22 protein-coding genes and 1 tRNA gene are annotated in these 20,864 nt (G+C 44.2%); 5 read left to right on the forward strand and 18 right to left on the reverse strand.

Annotation, left to right across the window (positions count from 1 at the left end; all coding sequences use genetic code 11):
• Nucleotides 1-31: 31 nt before the first annotated feature.
• Nucleotides 32-119 (reverse strand) — tRNA-Ser (locus ACZ5O6_RS07760).
• A 317-nt stretch (nucleotides 120-436) separates the two neighbouring features.
• On the opposite strand from ACZ5O6_RS07760, the gene ACZ5O6_RS07765 reads away from it, so the two are divergent.
• Complete coding sequence (locus tag ACZ5O6_RS07765; protein WP_464283495.1) at nucleotides 437-1,765, forward strand: adenylate/guanylate cyclase domain-containing protein; 1,329 nt, start codon at nucleotides 437-439, stop codon at nucleotides 1,763-1,765.
• A 62-nt stretch (nucleotides 1,766-1,827) separates the two neighbouring features.
• Here ACZ5O6_RS07765 and queF read toward each other — a convergent pair whose 3' ends face one another.
• From queF to ACZ5O6_RS07780, 3 genes are read right to left on the reverse strand one after another with little or no spacing between them, the layout of a single operon-like run.
• Nucleotides 1,828-2,676 (reverse strand): NADPH-dependent 7-cyano-7-deazaguanine reductase QueF, encoded by an 849-nt coding sequence (gene queF / locus ACZ5O6_RS07770; protein ID WP_447092859.1) that lies wholly within the window; start codon nucleotides 2,674-2,676, stop codon nucleotides 1,828-1,830.
• A 60-nt stretch (nucleotides 2,677-2,736) separates the two neighbouring features.
• Nucleotides 2,737-3,510, reverse strand: coding sequence for an ABC transporter permease (locus tag ACZ5O6_RS07775; protein WP_447092892.1), 774 nt, complete (start codon nucleotides 3,508-3,510; stop codon nucleotides 2,737-2,739).
• Nucleotides 3,510-4,478, reverse strand: coding sequence for an ABC transporter ATP-binding protein (locus ACZ5O6_RS07780; RefSeq protein ID WP_447092860.1), 969 nt, complete (start codon nucleotides 4,476-4,478; stop codon nucleotides 3,510-3,512). The genes ACZ5O6_RS07775 and ACZ5O6_RS07780 overlap by 1 nt, the downstream gene beginning before the upstream one ends.
• A gap of 88 nt (nucleotides 4,479-4,566) precedes the next feature.
• Here ACZ5O6_RS07780 and ACZ5O6_RS07785 point away from each other — a divergent pair, with 88 nt between their 5' ends.
• Together ACZ5O6_RS07785 and ACZ5O6_RS07790 are read left to right on the forward strand one after the other, a co-directional pair.
• Nucleotides 4,567-4,983: a PA2817 family protein gene (locus ACZ5O6_RS07785; protein WP_447092861.1), complete on the forward strand. Its 417-nt coding sequence runs from the start codon at nucleotides 4,567-4,569 to the stop codon at nucleotides 4,981-4,983.
• A gap of 97 nt (nucleotides 4,984-5,080) precedes the next feature.
• Complete coding sequence (locus ACZ5O6_RS07790; RefSeq protein WP_447092862.1) at nucleotides 5,081-5,503, forward strand: acyl-CoA thioesterase; 423 nt, start codon at nucleotides 5,081-5,083, stop codon at nucleotides 5,501-5,503.
• A gap of 18 nt (nucleotides 5,504-5,521) precedes the next feature.
• Here ACZ5O6_RS07790 and recJ read toward each other — a convergent pair whose 3' ends face one another.
• From recJ to ACZ5O6_RS07845, 11 genes are all read right to left on the reverse strand, one after another.
• Entirely contained in the window at nucleotides 5,522-7,252 is a 1,731-nt protein-coding gene (gene recJ / locus ACZ5O6_RS07795) for a single-stranded-DNA-specific exonuclease RecJ (protein WP_447092863.1), read from the reverse strand.
• A 79-nt stretch (nucleotides 7,253-7,331) separates the two neighbouring features.
• Entirely contained in the window at nucleotides 7,332-8,726 is a 1,395-nt protein-coding gene (gene thrC, locus ACZ5O6_RS07800) for a threonine synthase (RefSeq protein ID WP_447092864.1), read from the reverse strand.
• A 15-nt stretch (nucleotides 8,727-8,741) separates the two neighbouring features.
• A complete protein-coding gene (locus ACZ5O6_RS07805) occupies nucleotides 8,742-10,040 on the reverse strand; it encodes a homoserine dehydrogenase (RefSeq protein ID WP_447092865.1) in 1,299 nt (432 codons plus the stop codon).
• Nucleotides 10,041-10,244: 204 nt separating this feature from the next.
• Complete coding sequence (locus ACZ5O6_RS07810) at nucleotides 10,245-11,069, reverse strand: DsbC family protein (protein ID WP_447092866.1); 825 nt, start codon at nucleotides 11,067-11,069, stop codon at nucleotides 10,245-10,247.
• A 184-nt stretch (nucleotides 11,070-11,253) separates the two neighbouring features.
• Nucleotides 11,254-12,054: a DUF1338 domain-containing protein gene (locus ACZ5O6_RS07815; RefSeq protein WP_447092867.1), complete on the reverse strand. Its 801-nt coding sequence runs from the start codon at nucleotides 12,052-12,054 to the stop codon at nucleotides 11,254-11,256.
• 277 nt (nucleotides 12,055-12,331) lie between these two features.
• Nucleotides 12,332-12,682 (reverse strand): 50S ribosomal protein L19, encoded by a 351-nt coding sequence (rplS, locus tag ACZ5O6_RS07820; RefSeq protein ID WP_447092868.1) that lies wholly within the window; start codon nucleotides 12,680-12,682, stop codon nucleotides 12,332-12,334.
• 98 nt (nucleotides 12,683-12,780) lie between these two features.
• On the reverse strand, nucleotides 12,781-13,479 hold the full coding sequence (gene trmD / locus ACZ5O6_RS07825) for a tRNA (guanosine(37)-N1)-methyltransferase TrmD (RefSeq protein ID WP_447092869.1): 699 nt from the start codon (nucleotides 13,477-13,479) through the stop codon (nucleotides 12,781-12,783).
• A 28-nt stretch (nucleotides 13,480-13,507) separates the two neighbouring features.
• Entirely contained in the window at nucleotides 13,508-14,035 is a 528-nt protein-coding gene (rimM, locus tag ACZ5O6_RS07830; protein WP_447092870.1) for a ribosome maturation factor RimM, read from the reverse strand.
• A 39-nt stretch (nucleotides 14,036-14,074) separates the two neighbouring features.
• The gene (gene rpsP / locus ACZ5O6_RS07835) at nucleotides 14,075-14,326 is read right to left on the reverse strand and encodes a 30S ribosomal protein S16 (protein WP_447092871.1); all 252 of its coding nucleotides are present in this window, start codon (nucleotides 14,324-14,326) and stop codon (nucleotides 14,075-14,077) included.
• Between the two features lie 210 nt (nucleotides 14,327-14,536).
• Nucleotides 14,537-15,946 (reverse strand): signal recognition particle protein, encoded by a 1,410-nt coding sequence (gene ffh / locus ACZ5O6_RS07840; protein WP_447092872.1) that lies wholly within the window; start codon nucleotides 15,944-15,946, stop codon nucleotides 14,537-14,539.
• A 79-nt stretch (nucleotides 15,947-16,025) separates the two neighbouring features.
• A complete protein-coding gene (locus ACZ5O6_RS07845) occupies nucleotides 16,026-16,958 on the reverse strand; it encodes a 5'-3' exonuclease (RefSeq protein WP_464283496.1) in 933 nt (310 codons plus the stop codon).
• A gap of 188 nt (nucleotides 16,959-17,146) precedes the next feature.
• On the opposite strand from ACZ5O6_RS07845, the gene ACZ5O6_RS07850 reads away from it, so the two are divergent.
• Together ACZ5O6_RS07850 and ACZ5O6_RS07855 are read left to right on the forward strand one after the other, a co-directional pair.
• A complete protein-coding gene (locus ACZ5O6_RS07850; RefSeq protein ID WP_447092874.1) occupies nucleotides 17,147-17,623 on the forward strand; it encodes an SPOR domain-containing protein in 477 nt (158 codons plus the stop codon).
• A 115-nt stretch (nucleotides 17,624-17,738) separates the two neighbouring features.
• The gene (locus tag ACZ5O6_RS07855; RefSeq protein WP_447092875.1) at nucleotides 17,739-18,452 is read left to right on the forward strand and encodes a hypothetical protein; all 714 of its coding nucleotides are present in this window, start codon (nucleotides 17,739-17,741) and stop codon (nucleotides 18,450-18,452) included.
• A 212-nt stretch (nucleotides 18,453-18,664) separates the two neighbouring features.
• Here ACZ5O6_RS07855 and ACZ5O6_RS07860 read toward each other — a convergent pair whose 3' ends face one another.
• From ACZ5O6_RS07860 to ACZ5O6_RS07870, 3 genes are read right to left on the reverse strand one after another with little or no spacing between them, the layout of a single operon-like run.
• Nucleotides 18,665-19,063, reverse strand: coding sequence for a DUF4150 domain-containing protein (locus ACZ5O6_RS07860; RefSeq protein ID WP_447092876.1), 399 nt, complete (start codon nucleotides 19,061-19,063; stop codon nucleotides 18,665-18,667).
• Between the two features lie 5 nt (nucleotides 19,064-19,068).
• Complete coding sequence (locus ACZ5O6_RS07865; protein WP_447092877.1) at nucleotides 19,069-19,656, reverse strand: DUF3540 domain-containing protein; 588 nt, start codon at nucleotides 19,654-19,656, stop codon at nucleotides 19,069-19,071.
• Nucleotides 19,653-20,717, reverse strand: coding sequence for a pentapeptide repeat-containing protein (locus ACZ5O6_RS07870; protein ID WP_447092878.1), 1,065 nt, complete (start codon nucleotides 20,715-20,717; stop codon nucleotides 19,653-19,655). Before ACZ5O6_RS07870 ends, ACZ5O6_RS07865 begins: the two co-directional genes overlap by 4 nt.
• Nucleotides 20,718-20,864: the final 147 nt, after the last annotated feature.

Here is a 20,864-nt window from a genome sequence, read left to right on the forward strand (position 1 = left end):
CCCAGGCTTTTAGGTAACTTAAAGTAGTATATGGCGGAGAGGGAGGGATTCGAACCCTCGGTACCGTGAGGTACACACACTTTCCAGGCGTGCTCTTTCGGCCACTCAGACACCTCTCCAAAATCAGAGGCAGCACTCTACACAAGGCTTTTCAAAAAGGCAACTGGTGGTCTACCCTAATATAGATGCTGCCAGTCAAATATCCATGGCACCGTCAAATACCCATAGCACAATGACGATGCAAGCGACGTATTGACCTAAAGCTCGTTTGCACAACTACATTACACTTAAGCAGCGAATAATAGATGCGATTAGGCACGAAAAATGCTATTTTGGCTGACCTGAAAAATATAGGATAACCGGATTTATCTCCATGGCGTATTATCAGACCGACAACACTCACCTTAGCGGAGATCGCCGCAAGAGAATCGCGATATTGAAGAACTCATGTCGCTCGGTGATCAGTGTTGCCGTTATTATCGCCTTATTCGGTAGCGTACTCACTCACCAAACGCCTGACATTCTAAGTATTGGTCTTGCTTTGGCCATCTTCCTGTACACACTTATCGCTTGGTTTATCAACAATCATCAAACGAAAACTTCCACGCTAGTTATTATTCTTGCGATTGATGGTTTTTTAACTGGCCTAATTATTAGTGAACTTAATTACAACCCTTGGCCGAGCTTGGTATTAATTTCACTCATCTATTTTAGCTCTCTCTACTATGGCGGTATTAAAGATTGGGGGGTTGCCAATATAGGGCTTGCCATCGGCATTGGTGTGGGCTTTTTTGTGCTAGGAAATCAAACATTGATATTAGCCAGTAGCGCTATACATCTCGTCATTGCCGTTGGTGCTATTACTTATATGTGCTTATATAGCTTTTTTAACCATCGCCAAGCCCAAGATATCGAAGATGAGCACAAAGTCCTAGTTAACGAAGTTAAAGAGCAAAAGCTACGTATTTACCAAATCTCTCAATACTTACCTAAATCTGCTTGGGATATTATCGAAGGCAAACGCAAAGCCAAGATCCAACGTAAACCCATCACTATTTTCTTCTCTGACATTGTTGGCTTTAGTAGCCTTAGTGAAGAGCTAGAAGCTGAAGTACTGTCCAATGTGCTAAGTAGCTATTTGGCTGAAATGAGTAATGTCGTTTCGCAGTTTAATGGCACCATTGACAAGTTTATCGGCGATGCCATTATGGTCACGTTTGGTGATGACAGTGCGATATCATTAGGTGTCAAGCAAGATGCTACCGCCTGTGTATCAATGGCAATTGCAATGGGCAAACGTATGCGTGAATTGCAACATACCTGGGTTGAAATGGGTATCAAAAAACCTTTACAGATTCGCATGGGTATCAATACAGGCTATTGTACGGTGGGTACATTTGGTACCAGCAAGCACTTAGACCATACTGCTTTAGGCGTACATGTTAACTTAGCCAGTCGCTTAGAATCGGCTGGACAAGCGGAAGAAATTTTAATTTCTCACGAAACATGGAGTCTTATTAAAGACACCATTCTCTGTAAAGATCGCGGACACATCAAAGCAAAGGGCTTTACTCACCCCGTACAGGTTTATCAAGTGATTGATCATCGTAAAGAAATGGGCGTTGAGCAAAGCTACTTCTCACAAACTGCCGATGGCTTCTCAATGCACTTAGACATTGAAAAAGTCAAAAACTATGATCGGGAGAAAGTGATTTCCAGCTTAGAAAAAGCCGCAGAGAAACTCAAAAAGCAACTCAGTATCTAGCGTATACACTCACCTATATACTTCGCTAATCAGCAATATACTCTTCGACACTCTTGTAAAGTCTACTGACGAATAGTGCGTAACACCTGGGATATTAATTGGCTGGCAGGCTCACCATTTGCCGCCTCCATCTTATAACTAGTCCGCAAGGGATTAATATCCAAGCCTCCTCGACGAGTATAACGCGCATATACCGTGAGCTGATCAGGTTTACAAAAACGTTTTAAATCACAAAACAAGCGCTCAACACTATTTTCGTGAAAATCCTGATGTTCTCGAAACGAGATAATATAGGCTAACAAACCGCTATGGTCGATTTTAAAGCCTGAATACTCAATAAACACCGTCGCCCAATCAGGCTGATCGGTAACGGGGCAATTAGTCTTTAGTAAATGGCTATACACTAACTCGCTGACTTTTTCTGTTGTCGATACGGATAACAACTCAGGTTTTGGTTCATAATTGAGCGCATTTACCGGTAAATCATCAATACACTGCCCAATCGGTTGGCTCACCGCCAAAGGCAGTGCGTCATCCAGCGGCAATAAATTCACTAATACTGCCGCACCAGCCGCGACTGATAAATCATTCGACATTACTGAAACCACATCATTCTCTTGCGCGAAGACCGTCTGGTTAAATGAATTGAGGTACAACTTAAAAGATTTTGATTCAATAATATTGGGGGAATCACAAGCCACTATAAACTCTGCCACTCTCACCTGCGGCTTACCGCTTTCGTCTAACCACGACACCTCATAAGCCGTCCAACGATCATTCCCCTGAAACGGTAACTCACCCGACAACCCCAATTTATCACGCGACTCCGTACGTTTAATCGGAAATAGTAGTGTTGCATCATAAACACTGGGGTAAACCGTATGATGACCTAATGGATTTTCAACCGACATAAAAACATGAACCTATTGTGTAGAAGTCATTGGCATAACATAAGCGATTCACCCCTAGAACTAGGAACACAACCGCGTCCCCTTCGCTAGCAAACGCAAACAAATAATGGTGAGCAAAACGGTAAATACCAATACGCCCGCAAATGCATAGCTAATATTGATATCTGAAATACCTAAAATACCGTAACGAAACGCATTCACCATATATAAAATAGGATTTAACTGAGATACCGACTGCCAAAAAGGTGATAGTAAAGTAATCGAATAAAACACACCCCCAAGATAGGTTAGCGGGGTTAATACAAACGTAGGGATAATTGAAATATCATCAAAGGTGCGCGCAAAAACAGCATTAAAGAAACCCGCCAAAGAGAACACAACGGCTGTCATAAATACGATAGAAATTGTAATCGGCAGGCTATGTATACTTAAGTCTGTAAAAAATAATGACACTAGCGTTACCACTAGTCCAACTAACAATCCTCGGCATACGCCGCCCAATACATATCCTAGCAAAATAATATAATTAGGTGTTGGTGAGACTAATATCTCCTCGACACTGCGCTGAAACTTTACACTAAAAAATGACGATACAACATTACTGTAAGCATTGGTAATCACCGACATCATAATTAAGCCCGGCACCACAAAATCCATATACTTAAAGCCATCCATTTCACCAATACGTGAGCCGATAAGCTGACCAAAAATCACAAAATATAAGCCCATTGTGATCACAGGCGGCAATAAGGTTTGCACCCAGATGCGAGTAAAACGAACAATTTCTTTTCTAACAATTGTGCTTAATGCGACCCACTGCTCTGAATATTTCATCATTCTACTCCCACTGTAGCACTAGCCTGTGAAGGTACATCAGTATCATCGACCATATTCTTTTCCACCAGTGACACAAACAGCTCTTCTAAGCGATTCGCCTTATTACGCATACTCATCACATCAATAGATTGCTCAGCCAATAAAGCAAACACCGGGTTTAGCGGTTGGCCTTTTTGCAATTCAACTTCTAAGGTTTTTTCATCGATCCATGTTACCGAATAATCACCCAGTACCGGCGCCGATGTGACTGCGCTTTGCAAATCCAACACAAAAACTTCTTTATCTAAACGATTCAACAATGATTTCATATCCGTATTTTCAACAATCCGTCCTTGATCAATAATGGCCACGTGCCGACATAGATTTTCAGCCTCTTCCAAGTAATGCGTGGTTAATATAATCGTGATACCTTCAGCATTAATTTCCCGTAAAAATTGCCACATCGAACGACGCAATTCAATATCAACACCGGCCGTCGGTTCATCGAGTATTAACAACTTAGGTTCATGCACCAATGCACGAGCGATCATTAAACGGCGCTTCATTCCACCCGACAAACTACGCGAGGGGCTATTACGCTTATCCCATAAACCCAATTTGCGTAAATATTTCTCTGCACGCTCAACCGCTACCGCTCGTGACAAGCCATAATAACCCCCTTGGTTGGCCACAATGTCAATGACTTTTTCAAACTGATTAAAATTAAATTCTTGTGGCACGATGCCAATGTCTTGTTTCGCTTTAGAAAAATCATCGTCAATATCCGTACCGAAAACCTTCACCGTACCCGCGCTTTTCACCACCAACGAACAAATCACACCAATCGTGGTCGACTTACCCGCCCCGTTGGGGCCTAACAAGGCAAAAAAATCGCCTTGCTGTACGCTTAAGTCGATATTTTTTAATGCTTCAAAACCATTATCGTAGGCTTTCTTAAGACCACTGATGGATAGTGCTTCAGTCATAATCGTTCTCGGTGAGTAAAAGTGTTCGTTGCCCGCATCAAGTACTTTATAATGCGTTAATATTATTTATTGAAGTGATTTTTCAACTATGACGCATTATACGCAATACCTAAAACATCATGTAGATTTACTCAAAGAATTTAAGGCCGCGTGTATTCACTTACCGCCGTTTCGTCGTAGCGATGACACGTTGGATACCAACGACGACGAAACGACCGAATGGCTGAATACACTTGACCAACTATGCCAGATGGGCGAGCACAGTGAATCCATGAGTGAAAAAGGACAATGGTGGGCAGGACGGGTGGTAAGCACTTATTCGCACTTGATGCCTTTTTTAAATCGAGATCTACTCTGGTTTTTTGGTGGTAACTGCCTACATTATATGCCCGATGAAGAGATTACCTTTTATCAGCAGCTTGATGAATTGCGCTTTAGTGCAGAAGAAGCCGGGCATGATTTTGACTACACCGCAGCTAAACAAAGCTTATCGAAACCACACTAACGAGTGCTGCTATACTTATTATCTATGTGGCGCATTTTGGGCTAAATTACACTCATAGAACAAATAGCAACACCCTCTTTAATACTGAGAAAACATTATGTCTGAAGAAGATGCACTGGGACGACTCACAACACGCACACTTGCCATGCCCTCGGATACAAATGCCGCCGGCGATATTTTTGGGGGCTGGGTATTATCACAAATGGATATTGCAGCAGGTATTTGTGCTGGCCAACGTGCTCAGGGGCGAGTAGTCACTGTAGCTGTAGAAAGTATGAGTTTTATTCGCGCCGTAAAAGTCGGGGATATTCTTGGGCTATATACCCACATTGCTCAATTAGGCACAACCTCTATGGTCGTTCATGTCGAAGCATGGGTACGCCGTGATCGTATTGGCTCAAGAGAAAAAGTAACCGAAGGACGTTTTAAGTTTGTAGCCCTCGATGAAAACGGCTCGCCAACTCCTGTACCCAGTGCAGACGAGTTGCCAGACTACGCTAGAGAGGTGTGCCAGCTCTAAGTTCAATCACTGTAGGTTTTACACAACTTCTATATGTTTCACCATAAATTGCACCGACTCCTGCCCTCTGAACCGGTTCACGGCTAACTGATAAGCCAAATGCACTCGCGTTGCTTGCGTATTTGGCCACTGTTGGGTGTCGATATTAAAAGCAATCGCATCAACCGTATGTTGGCCCGACGCATCAGGAGAAACCACCAGCTTTAAATGTTTTTCACCCACAATCCGCTGCTGAATAATAAAAAATTCGCCATCAAATAACGGCTCTGGAAACCCCTGCCCCCACGGCCCAGCTTGCTCGATAGACTGTGCCACCGATAACGCGATTTCTTGCGCTGACAAGATGCCATCACTTAACAGGGTTTCTTCAAAATCTTGGGCAGAGAGCTGTTCTTGTACGGTTTGATCAAACAATGCTGTAAAGGCATCGTAATCTTTTTTGTGTAAGGTTAAACCTGCGGCCATTGCGTGTCCGCCAAATTTCTGAAGTACCTCAGGGTGACGAGTCGCAATCACGTCCAAGGTATCGCGAATATGTAAAGGCGGAATAGAACGTGCCGAGCCTTTTAAATAATCCGACTCGGTATCCGAAGGCGCAAAGGCAATCACAGGGCGATAGTATTTTTCTTTGATACGCGAGGCCACAATTCCCACAACGCCTTGATGCCACGAAGCATGATACAAACAAATACCAGCAGGCACTGCGCTGTCATTAATGGTCATTTCATCAAGGTGGGCAATCGCTTCTTGCTGCATCGAGGCCTCTATTGCTCGGCGATCTCGATTGAGGCCATCCAGCTCTGACGCTAACTCTTGTGCCACATTAGGATCTTCCGTCAATAAGCAACGAATGCCCACCGACATATCATCTAATCGCCCTGCTGCATTTAAACGCGGCCCTACAATAAAACCAAAATCACTACTGGTAATACGTTGGTAATCTTTACCGGCAACGTGTAATAACGCCAAGATACCCGGTCGTGTGTAACCTGCCCGTATTCGCTGTAAACCTTGATGCACCAACAGACGGTTATTACGATCTAACGGCACAACATCAGCAACCGTGCCTAATGCCACTAAATCAATATAGTTCGCCATGTTTGGCTCGGCGATATTTTGTTGTTCAAACCATCGTTGCTCACGGAGTGCAGTACGCAGTGCCGTTAATACGTAAAAAATAACACCCACACCCGCTAAATTTTTGCTGGGAAATTCACATCCTTGTTGGTTAGGATTAACGATCGCATCCGCTTGCGGTAATACATCGGGCGGTAAGTGATGATCGGTTACCAACACATCAATGCCCATGGCTTTCGCTTTAGCGACGCCATCAACACTGGCAATACCATTATCAACGGTGACGATTAAATCAGGCGCATAACTGTTTGCAACCTCAACAATTTCAGGGGTTAACCCATAACCGTACTCAAAACGATTAGGTACTAAAAAATCGACCTGCCGCGCACCCATGGCACGTAATGCGAGTATCGACAAGGCGCAACTAGTAGCACCATCAGCGTCAAAATCACCCACTATAACTATATTTTTTTGCTCACGTACCGCGTTACTTAATAAAACCACCGCCTCGGGTAAGCCTTTGAGTAATGTCGGTGGATGCAAGTGTTTAAGCTGGTAGTTAACGTCATCATCTTGTGTGACACCACGAGCAGATAGCACACGTTGCAACAATGGGTGAATAGCAGAAGTCAGTTGATGGGAGACCGGCTGACGCCGAGAGATGGCAGGCATAGTAGAGGTATCAAAAGATATTATTACTTTAAAAAATCGAGGGCACTAACACTGCCCTCGATGCGTTACACGCCCAATACTAACGGATATTATCACCAATAAATTGCTGAACCGTTGAAATATCGTTATCCAAGACGGTGTATCTTTCTTCACGATCAAACAAATCTGCCATATGGTGCGGCAACGCTGGATCTTCTGATTGCCCTGCTTTACGCACCGCCTCTGGGAATTTAGCAGGATGTGCGGTAGCCAAACACACCATAGGCGTTGTCGATGAGCGACGTGTTTTACGCGCAGCATCAATACCAATGGCCGTATGCGGATCGAGTAAATAACCGGTACTTTCGAAGACTTCAGCAATCACGTTCACCATTGCTTCATCATCTAAGCGATAACTCGAAAAATGCTCTCGCACCTTGGCTAAAGCTGCATCTGATAAGGTCATCGAACCTGAAGCAAATTCTTCCATTAACTGCTTAATTGCAGCACCATCACGGTCGTAAGCATCAAACAATAGGCGTTCGAAGTTACTCGAAACCATGATATCCATACTGGGTGATAGCGAGTGATTCAATGTTTTTTTACTGTGGTCATTCTCAGCCACACAACGATGAAGAATATCATTCGAGTTGGTCGCGATAATTAATTGATCAATGGGTAAGCCCATTTTTTTCGCCAAATAACCCGCAAAAATATCACCAAAGTTACCCGTAGGCACAGAAAATGATACCTTACGATGTGGGCCACCTAATGCAAGAGACGCATAAAAGTAGTACACAATTTGCGACATAATTCGCGCCCAATTAATCGAATTCACTGCGGCTAATTGTCGACCATCGGGTAAAAACGATTGATCGCGGAAACTGGCTTTCACCATGTTCTGGCAATCGTCAAAATTGCCTTCTAGGGCGATATTAAATACATTATCAGCCAGTACCGACGTCATCTGTGTACGCTGCACATCCGATACACGCTGATGCGGATGTAAAATAAAAATATCAATATTGTCACTATGACGACAGCCTTCGATTGCAGCCGATCCGGTATCACCTGACGTTGCCCCCATTACAACCACGTGTTTATTACGCTTCTTTAAAAAGTGATCGAGCAATAAACCTAACACCTGCAAAGCAAAATCTTTAAACGCTAATGTAGGCCCTTGAAATAACTCTAACACCCATTCGTTATGCGCGGTTTGCACCAGCGGTGCAATCGCATCGTGGCGAAACGACGAATAGGCTTTGTCGATAATTGCCTGTAACTCTTCATCACTAATTTCACCGTCGACAAACGGAGAAATCACCTTAAAAGCCAAGGCTTCATAAGATAAACCTGCCCATGAGGCAATTTCGTCATGGCTAAATGTAGGCAACGTTTCAGGGACATATAAACCACCATCGGTGGCTAAACCTGCTAAAACGGCTTCTTCAAAATTCAACGTGGGCGCATCGCCACGCGTACTAATATATTTCATGATTGTTCCTACTTATTAGCCTAGGCTTTCAACACGGATTTTATACACATTACTCGTAATCGAGTCTAGACCTTCAATTTCACTAACGGCGGATAACAATTTATGTTCTTGTATTTGACTAGTAATTAACACAATCTCCGCTTGCGCTTCTCCTTGTTCAGGTTCAGCCTGCTGCATACTCTCGATACTGATACCGTGATCACTCAAAATCGTGGTGACCTTGGATAACACACCAGGCTTATCCATCGCCATCATACGCAAATAATAAGCGGTGCTAACATGGCTAATATCCACCAGCAACTGATCACTAACCGTATTGAAACCTAATAACGGCACTGCAGGCTGATTATTTTGACAAGCGAGACGTGCGATATCAACAATATCGGCGATCACTGATGAAGCCGTCGCTTCATCACCCGCGCCGGGGCCATAATACAATGTTGGCCCTACGGCATCACCCTTCACCAACACTGCATTCATTACGCCATCAACATTAGCGATCAGACGCTTTTGAGGAATTAGCGTCGGATGTACACGCAACTCAATACCGTTTTCGGCACGACGCGCAATGCCAATATGCTTAATGCGGTAACCCATTTTGCTCGCGTAAGCGATATCGCGGGTTTCTACTTTGCTAATACCTTCGGTAAACACTTTATCGAACTGCAATGGCATACCAAACGCTAGCGACGCTAAAATCACTAATTTATGCGCGGCGTCAATGCCTTCAACATCAAAGGTAGGGTCTGCTTCGGCGTAACCGAGTTGCTGAGCTTCAGCGAGCACATCATCGAAGTCGCGATTCTTATCGCCCATCTCCGTAAGAATAAAGTTACCCGTTCCATTAATAATACCCGCTAGCCACTCAATACGATTAGCCGCTAAGCCTTCGCGCATCGCTTTAATAATCGGAATGCCTCCTGCCACAGCCGCTTCATAAGCCACTGTTACACCTTTTTCAGCCGCCGCGGCAAAAATAGCATTGCCGTGTTCGGCTATCAGCGCTTTGTTCGCCGTGACCACATGCTTGCCGTTAGCAATGGCTTGATCAACAATGTCTTTAGCAACAGTTGTTCCCCCAATGAGTTCAACAACAATATCAATGTCTGGATTGTTAACCACATCGAAGATATCACGAGAAACATTAATACCCGTAAGATCACAAGCAGGGTTATCTCGGCGCGCACCCACTTGCGCGATGGTAATGGTACAGCCAGCGCGTGCTTGAATCGCTTCAATATTACGCTGTAATACGTTAAACGTACCACTGCCCACAGTGCCAAGACCACAAAGCCCTACTTTTACCGGTTTCAAAACTTTCTCCTCAAATATGCAATAGAAATACCGCCCAGAATAGGCAGCATAGGATCAAAAAGAGAGCAACCTTACGCGTGAGAACTCAGCGTGTCAACCGCATAAAATGCAGGGGCATCAAGCGTTGCCCCTAGGGAAAGGGAGATAAAAGCAAGAGGGAAATATCACGGTAATAAGCCGCTAGAAGCGACCGTAAAAGTACAGTTAAATACCCATTTCTCGCGCTAAACGCTCAGGGCTAACAGCACCGGGTATCAGCTGACCGGACTCCAAGACGATTGCTGGCGTACCGGTTACACCCACATCTTGCCCCAACATATAATGATCAAAAATGGGGTGACGCTCGCAATTACTTAATGCGATATTTTCTCCGCGCTTAAAACGCGTCATCAATGATTGCGGATTATCCGAACACCAAGTAGTAATCAATTTTTCTGCGCTGCGTGAGTTCACTCCGGCACGAGGAAAAGCCAAGTAGCGTACTTCAATCCCCATAGTTAACATTTGATCAAGTTGGCTATGTAGACGACGACAAAAACCGCAGTCGATATCGGTAAATACATAGATATGCCCCTTCTTCTCTTCCGGTGAATAAACGATCATTTCTTTCGTATCAATGGCCGCCAACATCCGTGCACGCTTAGGCGCAAATGCAACCTCTTGTTCACGCCGCTCTTCTTCTTGCAGATTCAGTAGATAACCGGGGTTAATTTGGTACATTTCACCGGATATTAAAAACCCACCATCTTCACTCACAAAGGCCAATTGACCATTAAGATCGACCTTATAGATACCTTCTAAAGGGGATCGTCGTAAATTGGAAATTTCAATATCAGAACGGGCCTCCTGTAAACGGCGAATAATAGTATTGGCAATACCTTGTGGGATCGCCTCTTCGGTGTTTTGCACAGGTAACTTAATCGGCTGCGCTACTACGCTATGGCTAACCATAAGGCTAGCCAGTAACAATGCCGTAAACAGCACAGCTAAAACATAAGGCGACTGAAAGGAAAACCGAACTACAGACATACTCACTCCTAAAAATACTTCTTTGGGTGGCTGCGTACACCTGCACACAAAAACCACGACTCAACGGCGAAACTATACTCATGTTTAATATATACGCCAAAAATGCTATTAATGCCCTGTTTATGAAGGCTTTATTCGAGGAAAGTTCACTGGGCATTTCGTTTATTTGAAATAGCACCTCGTACTAACGGGCTACATCAGTACTTTCAAAAATCTTATCTGCCGATTTTGCTACAAAGCCTTGGTACAGATCACCACTCGGCAAAGGGTAACGGCGAGCAAATTCATAATAACAACTGGCAATACGCGCTGCTTGATCACTAAACACGACATCAATGGTATTAGCTAGCGTTGACGACTGCTCAAGATATTGCTCGGGACTACCTTTAATCTCACCACCGGCAGTATTCAATTGAACATCATTTGCGGCCAGATAAGCGTTGAGCGACTCTAAACTATCATGAGAAGACAGAGCATTCACAAACACCGTAAAGTGATTGGGACGATAACCAAATGCTGCCATCCACGCGGCATACTCACTTTCGGCCAATAACTGTTGATAATCCGCATAACTCACATGCCACGGCCGCCCTGAATAACAAAAATCATCACGATCTAATTGTGATGCATCAACTTGCTGCACCAAACCCTCGATACACTGCTGGGCACTTTTCGATAACAACCCCACCTTCAGCTCACTGATAAACACCTTAGGCAACCGTGAGTCGCTATGCTCCAAATGCTGGGCGTAGAGTTTTTTCTCGGTAAAATGATACTCACCGGCGTAATCATAACCCTGCACCAAAAACGGCGCGGCTAGCGTCGCAATACCCAAGTGATGACAATCAAACGTACGCAACGCGATATGATCATTCACAATATCGCCATTATTCTGATCCGCTAACAGTTGGTGTATACGCTGCACTTCAGGGTTAAACGCTAAATAGTCCCGCCACATTTCATCGAGTAAAGTATGTATGGTCATGTTGACATCCTTTAGTTAAGTCATTGATATAATACAGACGGATGAATTAATGTTCTTCGCGCACATCATGGTTGTTAATATTTCGTGAACACAAGATATCAACACAATAATTTGCAACTCAAAAAAATCAAGACTGTATTAAACCAATAGACTTTATACGCTTCTAAAAGCGTAAATGCGATCTCAATTTATCACTACATACAAACTCCATGCATAAAAAAACCGAAGACAATGCTTCGGTTTTTTACGCAAGAGGCGAACCTCTTGAAAAAGTCGATTAACCCAACTTTTCTTTAATACGAGCTGCACGACCTGTAAGTTCGCGAAGATAGTATAGTTTCGCTTGACGGACATCACCGCGACGCTTAACCGCAATGCTATCAACGAGTGGGCTATGCAGTTGGAATGTACGCTCTACGCCTACGCCGTGTGAAATCTTACGCACGGTAAATGCAGAGTTTACGCCACGGTTACGCTTGGCAATAACAACACCTTCGTATGCCTGTAGACGCTCACGGCTGCCTTCTTTAACTTTAACTTGAACAACAATAGTGTCACCTGGTGAGAACTCAGGCACATCAGTTTTGATTTGCTCTTTGTCTAATTCCTGAATGATTTTGTTCGTCATGATGTTTTCCTAGTCAATAAAAATGTGTAGCTTCACAGCTAGAACATGTAGTGTTGGATTAGTGGGGTCAGAGTCGTGACTCTGACCCCACTAATCCTTTAATCTTTGAGTAAATCCGGACGCCGTTGCTTCGTCCGTTGTTGCGATTGCTCTAATCGCCATTGTTTAATCGCTGCATGATTACCCGACATAAGCACTGACGGCACGTGTTGGCCTTGGTACTCTTCGGGACGCGTATAGTGAGGGCAATCTAACAAACCATCGCTAAACGAATCCTCTGCGGCTGAATCCTGATGCCCTAAAGCATTGGGCAGCAAACGTATGACAGCATCTAACAACACCATTGCTGGCAACTCACCGCCACTGAGAACATAGTCACCAATAGACCATTCCTCATCGACACTGGTTTGCAAAAAGCGCTCATCGATCCCTTCGTAACGACCCGCAATCAACACAAGGTTTTGCGAAGTTGCACTGCTTGCTAATTCGGCCACACCCGACTGATCTAACACTCGCCCTTGGGGTGACAAATAAATCACCTTGCAAGGCGTACGCTCGGCGTCCAACCATGTTTTTGCTGCTGCTAATGCAGCCGCTAATGGCTCGACCATCATCACCATACCAGGGCCACCGCCGTAAGGGCGAGCATCCACTGTTTGGTGACGGTCTTGCGTAAACTCACGAGGGTTGATGGTTTTCACCTCGACCAACGTATTGTTCACCGCTCGACCAGTAATACCGTAATCGGTTAATGCTGCAAACATTTCGGGGAATAATGTAATAACGGCAACGCGCATTGTTCACTCCCCAATTTGCTTAATAATTCTAAAATTCAGGATCCCACTCAACACGAATAACACCTTCGGTGATATTAATGTCGGTAATAAACTGTTCTGGTACGTAGGGTATTAATCGTTCTTTCTGATCAATACTTTGCTCATCACCGATAACCACTAACACATCGTTAGCACCCGTCGGCAAGAGCTTTTTCACTGTACCAAAATCATGGACTTGACCTGAGAACTCACTAATGACTCGTAAGCCTTCTAATTGATGCCAATAAAATTCGCCATCATCTAGCGTGGCTAGTAAGTCTTTCTCTACCGCGATGGTCACGGGGCATAATAGCTCCGCAGCATTACGATCATCGACGCCCACAATTTGTGCAACAAACCCTTTACCGTGAGGCCGCCACTCGCTCAACTGAGTTGGCTTTACGCCATGCTGAGTTTTTAAATACCACGGTTGGTAGTTAAAAATATTTTCGGGTGGCTCGGTTTGCGAATGGATTTTCACCCACCCTTTAATGCCAAAAACACTAGTAATACGCCCAACGTTTAGTAGATTAGACATGTAAACGAGTTATCCTAAACGTATTACGAAACAGAGGCATTACGCCGCTGCTTTTGCCTGATCTTTTAATAATTTTGCAACGCGGTCTGACAACTGCGCGCCTTGGCTGACCCAATGATCAACACGTGAATTATCAACACGTAAACGCTCTTCTTGACCACGAGCAACGGGGTTAAAGAAACCTACACGCTCAATATAACGGCCATCACGCGCTCTGCGGCTGTCGGCAACCGTTAGGTGGTAAAACGGGCGTTTTTTAGAGCCGCTACGGGCTAAACGAATCGTAACCATCTTAATTTAATTCCTATCATTCAATAAAAGAGTATTGCCTCACGGCAAGACAAACATAATATTTTCAGGATGCACAAACGTATGCGGCACCATGAAGGCGGCGTATTCTACGGGAAATAACGAGATATGTATAGCATTAGACAATAAAACAACCACGGCAAAATGCGGCTGTTTTATCTGTTCGAATTCACTGGCATTAAGTAGATGGGATTACTTACCTAAACCCGGCGGCAAACCACCACCTGGAGGCATTCCACCGGGAGGTAAGCCACCACCGCCTCCCATCATACCGCCAAGGCCGCGCATCATTTTAGCCATGCCGCCGCCTTTCATCTTCTTCATCATCTTTGCCATTTGCTTGTGCTGTTTGAGCAAACGATTAAGGTCTTGCAACTGCGTACCCGAACCTGCGGTAATACGACGCTTACGCGAGCCATTAAGCACGTCAGGGTTTTTACGTTCTGCAGGCGTCATCGAGTCGATAATCACTTCCATCTTTTTGAACTGACCACCCATATCAGCCTGCTCAACCATTTGCCCCATGTTACCCATACCGGGCATTTTTTCCAGCATGGCACCCATGCCACCCATATTGTTCATTTGCTGAAACTGATCTTTTAAATCATTGAGATCAAAGCGCGTACCTTTTTGGACTTTTTCGACCAACTTCTGCGCTTTCTCTTTATCGACTTTGCGCTCAACTTCTTCGATCAGTGACAGCACATCGCCCATACCCAAAATACGCGATGCGATACGATCAGGGTGGAAAGGCTCTAGGGCGTCAACTTTTTCACCCATACCTAAGAATTTAATAGGCTTGCCCGTGGTTGCACGCACAGATAAAGCAGCACCACCACGTGCATCGCCATCGGCTTTCGTCAATATCACACCGGTTAGCGGCAAAGCATCGTTAAACGCTTTTGCGGTATTAACGGCATCTTGACCAATCATCGCATCAATCACGAAGAGGGTTTCGACAGGGTTGATGGCTTTTTGTAGGTTTTGAATTTCCGCCATTAAGGCATCATCAATCGCTAAACGGCCAGCGGTATCGACAATCACAACATCAAGGTGTTGCTTTTTAGCCGCACTAATCGCCTCGTTAGCAATCGCGACTGGCTGCTGCTCGGTTGATGACGGATGAAAAACAGCACCCACTTGTTCAGCTAAGGTCTCCAATTGCTGAATCGCCGCTGGACGGTACACATCGGCGCTCACGACCATGACTTTTTTCTTTTCACGCTCGCTTAAATATTTAGCTAACTTGGCTACCGAGGTCGTTTTACCCGCACCCTGCAAGCCTGCCATTAAAATCACTGCCGGTGGCTGCGCCGCCAAGTTCAGCGTTTCATTGGCCTCACCCATCATCTCAGTGAGCTCATCTTGCACAACTTTAATAAATTGCTGCGATGGGTTCAGCGAACGCGCAACCTCTTGCCCTACCGCGCGCTTACGCACTTTATCGATAAAGCCCTTAACCACCGGTAAAGCCACATCCGCTTCAAGCAAGGCTTTGCGCACATCTTTTAATGCATCTTGAATATTCGCATGGCTTAAACGCCCTTTGCCGGATATTTTTTTGAGGGATTTAGATAAACGATCTGACAGGTTCTGAAACATAACTTCTCTAACAGTTAACGTGAATGGTAAGCGCCCGAAGCACTTTTGCGGCGATTATAGCAGGCGAGTTGTCCGGGGGCTACGCGGGGATACTCGCGATCGTTTTATACAGTGCAGGAAAACCCATCGCCTCACAAAAGATACGAATAGCCGCTAAATCAGCCGACTGCCTATTTAGGGCATTAACACTATTAATCAGCGGCAAATCCGTCACAATCGTCGCGAGCTGTTGCGACATGGCTATTTGTTCACGATGCACATCTAAGCGCTCAGCTATTGAGCGCGCACCGCGTATACCTAACGGTGGCGTTATCACCCACGAAGAAATATCGGCTAATAATGTCTCTATCGTCTGGTAACGACTCAGTAGCGTAGCAGCTGTTTTTGCACCAATACCGGCCACACCAGGAATATCATCAATCGCATCGCCTACCAATGCCAGGTAATCAACAAGTTGATCCGGGCGAACACCCATTTTTTGCGTCACATCTTCAGGATACAAACGCTTATCTGCAGCATAATCCCATAGACAATCTTGCGGCCGCTGTAATAACTGCCCAAGATCTTTATCTCGTGTGAGTATGGCAATAGGCGCCACACTGCGCTGACATTGCCGATAAAGGCTGCCCAATAAATCATCCGCTTCATAACGTTCACTAGCGTAAGTCGTAATACCTAATAATTGAGTAATGGTCTGGCAGGCACGCAATTGAAAAGCGAGAGCTTCGTCGGGTAATGCGCGGCTGCTTTTATAGCCGGGATAAATTTCATTACGAAAACACTGATCAAGGCTTTCATCAAAACAAGTGGCAATACGTTGCGGCTGGTGTTTTTTAAGCAAACGTACTAAAAAGGTCGTATAACCATAGACAGCAGCCGTAGGGTAGCTATCATCTTCACTAAACCAATGGTCGGGCAGTGAAAAATAATACTGAAAAATGTAAATAGAGGCATCAATGAGAAAGGTATGCACTGGCGACACTGATACTTCTGACATAACTGATTTGGGCATAAAATAACAAAAAGTAACAAGGCACGCGTGATTAGAAAAAATGACGGTATACAGTACCCTATTGAGACAGGCTTTGTAATATACTTGTCTACTGATATTTAGCGACAGTGATTGTATTTTCACGCATCAAAGGCTGTTGATTAAAAACAGTATAACCCGATTACTCGACCGATAATGGCTACCCAATAATGATCAAAGCACTCGGCACATTGGTACTCATTTTACTCGCCATAGGGGTTGGGTTTAGCCTGTACCTACCGCCTTATTCTGCCGATACCGATATACTCGCAACACCCACTCCTCGCTTTACGATCATAGACGATTCGCTCACCACGCCATTTCCTGCAGATGCTCTACGCTATTCGCAATCGTTACTGGCAATAGAACCAGATGATAAAACACCGGCAAGCTATGGCTTGCAATTAGGTATTTTCGGTTCACTAAAAAATGCCGCTTTCGACGCAGAAAAAATCAGCGACAAACTATCAACGCTACTCATTACCCCTGCTATTTTCAAAGTAGAAAACCAACAACGACAGTGGTTCGTGCTAGCTCTAGGGCCACTTGAGAGTAAAAATGAACTCACTCGCTATCAACGCCTATTGAATGATCGCTATATTAGCAGCACGCATATTGTTTGGCCGGGGACGACAAAAACAAAATAGAGTCTTATATACGAGCCCCTTGTTATAATATTCTATAATTAGTGGCATACTATAAAATGATCACGATACCACTTGGTCAGATACTAATGTGAAACGATAGGGTCAAATCAAATCTATGAGCCAAAACACTCCACCACCGCTAAGAAACTACGCACAAATGGTTCGTGTTGTGCGTGATGATTCTATGGGAAAGGGCTCTGTGGGAGGTGATAACAATCCTTTTCAGGCATCGGTGCCTTATCAATTAGGCAAGGCTTACGGTGGCGCGGCCTCTTCGGGGGCGGAAACCCGTATTCGTTCGTTGGATGAAATAGGGATTAGTAGCCGTTCGCCAAATCAACTCCAAGCCCCTGATACGCAGACTAATTATGATACTCGCTCATCGACGGTGCTCTATCACCAACTTAGCGATGATCAACAGTTATATTTTGATGGCGTCAGCCCTAATAAAGCACCTACGCGTCAAGACGCTATGCCGGGCACTAAAACCAGAACCTATCTGGGTAGTACCAGCAGCCAAGCGGCGACTCAGCAGATAACGGTGAGAGCCGCAAGCCAAGGTCAACCGGCAACGAGCCGTTCTGGGTTAAGTGGCTCTGAGTTAAGTGGCTCTGGGTTAAGTAACTCTGAACTAAATGCTTCTAAACCGTCATCCAATGCTGCCACAGTAAGACCGCAACCCACCGCGTTACAAACCCACTCGTTACCCGTTGATAGTAGTTTTAGCCATGAAAAAGCTGCGCCGAAACAAACCCGCTTGCCGTTTGTGACTCATCACTCGCTGGAAGGGACTGCAGGTAATGCATTAGGGTTTTCGTTAACATTTTAAGCCCATCTCATGTAGAAGCATATATAGAGATACTAACGGGGCACTTGAAAATAATACACTTGAATTTCAAACACGCTGTAAATATATCCCTATACGCTTTACGTCGGCTCCTGCCTCCGAAAGTCTGAAATCCAAGTGTATTATTTTCTTCCGACTCAATAGTGTGTGTCTTCAGGCCTTCTATTATTAAAACCAAGCCTTCCTTTTGTCCATTAAGAAAAATAAAGCACCTTCACTTGTGAAGGGCTCAGTGTGCTGCCGGGAATATTCAGCGCCATCCCATTTTGACCTGATACCGATAACATTTTAGTCGCAGGCATCACACTACGAAAAATTTTTACACTACCTAATAAATGAATCGTAGGGCCACAAATTAATTGAGATACAACACCTAATAAAGTTCCGGCTTCGTTACCGTTAGAAACCGGTACGGTTGTCATCATATTATGTACCGGCATGCAGGTAATAAATTGATTAAAAATATTAGGGATAGCGCTACTGGTAAATGACATATTCGGATAAGGAATGGGGACTACTGCAAGCGCCACTAGCGTTTTACACACATCGGGAAAACCAAGGTTTAATGCATAACTTTGTGTATTAGCGAACATACTTTTTACCCCATATTGATTCGTTTGGCATCCATGCGAATATCGTCTTCAGCAATAATGACTTGCTGCCGGCCATTTAAGCGCATGAGATCTTTGGCCGTAACCGAATAATTTTTAGCGTGCTGGATCATATTACGGGCTTGCTGCACAAAGGTTCGGCTGGCACCCAATACCATATCAGCGGCTGATAACGTTAACTTATTAGCCGATAGCAATTCCATTTCTTTAAAGGCTTTAAAACGTAAAACCGGCGCAATATATTCGATAGGTCGTGACGATGACATTACCAGTGGCGTAGATGATGGGGCGCGCTGTATCACTTGCGTGATAAATAAAGCATTATCGATCTCGACGCAGAGTATCGTATCCCCCACTTCGGCTTGTACTAGTAAACCTTCTGCCGACGCAGCAGAGCGTTGAACATCACCTAATTGCAGTTGATACTGCGATTGTTTTTTACCATCAACGGCTAACACAACAGCACTGTAACCTAGCGCAACGGGCATAGAAGGTTGATGATTTAAATGAGCAACTGAGTTTATCGACTGCAATCTATTTTTTTGCGATTCGTTTGAATAAATGAGTGCGCTCATAAGGCAATTCCTCGTGCTTGTAATTTTTCATCGATGGCTTGTTGATCCGGTTCGGTTGTCACCATATCTTTTCTATTGGTGCCACTCCAATCACAATCAGACTCTTGCATGCTATGCACAATCGCTCGTTGAAAGTTGGATTTTTTAAACTGACAGTGATCTAACGTGCTATAGCTTAAGTTGCTATTGGATAGATCGCTGTCGATAATTTTGGTTTGCTGAATAGACACCCCTTTCATCCATGCATCGTTAATTTTTGCATGATTCAATGCACTTTCTTTAATAACAGCATATTGAAAATTAGCGCCTTCAAGCGCAGCTTCATTGAACGTACACTCGGTAATCGCAGACTCAATAAATAAGCCCCTCTGTAATTGCGCACCATCAAATTGGCATTTTACGAGCGTTGATTTAGACAAGTTAGTTTCTGTCATATTCGCCTGAGTAAATAAACACGCTTCAAAGACACTATCGTTAGCGGTACAACGGGTAAAGGTAGTATTAGAAAAATCTTTTTTGATCACCGTGCTTTCTAGTAACAGTACCTGAGTGAATTCACATTGTTTTATAGCGGTAGTGCTAAAGTCGGCTTTTGTCCATGTGACGTTATAGAAAGAACACTGATTAATCACAGCACCATCCGTCGCGCACTCCATTAAGATACTGGTTTGAAAAAAGCAGTCTTTTAAATGAGCATGTGAAAAATCACAATTAGTTAATGTGGCTTTATCTAACTCGACTTTATTCCACTGACTGTTTTTGAGGCTAGAATTACAAAAAGTAGCGGCTTCTATAGCACCTGAAAAGATGGCTCCCGTTAGATCACATTCAATAAAGCTCGATTGTTGCATCACGCTATTATTAAATGAGGCATTCGGTAATTGGCATTGCGTAAAAACAGCACGCTCGATATTAGCATCAGAAAAATTGCATTCAGAAAACTGACAATTTAAGAATATAGCGCCTTCTAGATTTTCACCGAAGAAATTAATACCACTAAGATCGACCTTCATGATAGGCATACCTTGCGCAAGGGTATTTTTTAATTCTTCTAAAGTCATTATTATTACCTTTTGTATTAATCACTTCGCTAGATAGTACTTAGGCGACAGTTGACATCGTATGGATGCTGAATCAAGTTCAGCATGACGGATTTTTTTACTTTCACTCTATCTTTACTTTTGACTTCGCATTTACTTTTTACTTCG

Source organism: Eionea flava (genome assembly GCF_055393785.1).

What these genes read in the sequence shown, in the direction of transcription:
- trmD (WP_447092869.1), bottom strand. Translation starts at nt 13,479, where the DNA reads ATGCGCGTTGCCGTTATTACATTATTCCCCGAAATGTTTGCAGCATTA.
- ACZ5O6_RS07810 (WP_447092866.1), bottom strand. Translation starts at nt 11,069, where the DNA reads ATGTCTGTAGTTCGGTTTTCCTTTCAGTCGCCTTATGTTTTAGCTGTG.
- ACZ5O6_RS07775 (WP_447092892.1), bottom strand. Translation starts at nt 3,510, where the DNA reads ATGAAATATTCAGAGCAGTGGGTCGCATTAAGCACAATTGTTAGAAAA.
- recJ (WP_447092863.1), bottom strand. Translation starts at nt 7,252, where the DNA reads ATGCCTGCCATCTCTCGGCGTCAGCCGGTCTCCCATCAACTGACTTCT.
- ACZ5O6_RS07815 (WP_447092867.1), bottom strand. Translation starts at nt 12,054, where the DNA reads ATGACCATACATACTTTACTCGATGAAATGTGGCGGGACTATTTAGCG.
- ACZ5O6_RS07870 (WP_447092878.1), bottom strand. Translation starts at nt 20,717, where the DNA reads ATGACTTTAGAAGAATTAAAAAATACCCTTGCGCAAGGTATGCCTATC.
- ACZ5O6_RS07780 (WP_447092860.1), bottom strand. Translation starts at nt 4,478, where the DNA reads ATGACTGAAGCACTATCCATCAGTGGTCTTAAGAAAGCCTACGATAAT.
- rimM (WP_447092870.1), bottom strand. Translation starts at nt 14,035, where the DNA reads ATGTCTAATCTACTAAACGTTGGGCGTATTACTAGTGTTTTTGGCATT.
- rpsP (WP_447092871.1), bottom strand. Translation starts at nt 14,326, where the DNA reads ATGGTTACGATTCGTTTAGCCCGTAGCGGCTCTAAAAAACGCCCGTTT.
- ACZ5O6_RS07865 (WP_447092877.1), bottom strand. Translation starts at nt 19,656, where the DNA reads ATGAGCGCACTCATTTATTCAAACGAATCGCAAAAAAATAGATTGCAG.
- ffh (WP_447092872.1), bottom strand. Translation starts at nt 15,946, where the DNA reads ATGTTTCAGAACCTGTCAGATCGTTTATCTAAATCCCTCAAAAAAATA.
- ACZ5O6_RS07790 (WP_447092862.1), top strand. Translation starts at nt 5,081, where the DNA reads ATGTCTGAAGAAGATGCACTGGGACGACTCACAACACGCACACTTGCC.
- rplS (WP_447092868.1), bottom strand. Translation starts at nt 12,682, where the DNA reads ATGACGAACAAAATCATTCAGGAATTAGACAAAGAGCAAATCAAAACT.
- ACZ5O6_RS07855 (WP_447092875.1), top strand. Translation starts at nt 17,739, where the DNA reads ATGAGCCAAAACACTCCACCACCGCTAAGAAACTACGCACAAATGGTT.
- ACZ5O6_RS07860 (WP_447092876.1), bottom strand. Translation starts at nt 19,063, where the DNA reads ATGTTCGCTAATACACAAAGTTATGCATTAAACCTTGGTTTTCCCGAT.
- ACZ5O6_RS07845 (WP_464283496.1), bottom strand. Translation starts at nt 16,958, where the DNA reads ATGCCCAAATCAGTTATGTCAGAAGTATCAGTGTCGCCAGTGCATACC.
- ACZ5O6_RS07785 (WP_447092861.1), top strand. Translation starts at nt 4,567, where the DNA reads ATGACGCATTATACGCAATACCTAAAACATCATGTAGATTTACTCAAA.
- queF (WP_447092859.1), bottom strand. Translation starts at nt 2,676, where the DNA reads ATGTCGGTTGAAAATCCATTAGGTCATCATACGGTTTACCCCAGTGTT.
- thrC (WP_447092864.1), bottom strand. Translation starts at nt 8,726, where the DNA reads ATGAAATATATTAGTACGCGTGGCGATGCGCCCACGTTGAATTTTGAA.
- ACZ5O6_RS07850 (WP_447092874.1), top strand. Translation starts at nt 17,147, where the DNA reads ATGATCAAAGCACTCGGCACATTGGTACTCATTTTACTCGCCATAGGG.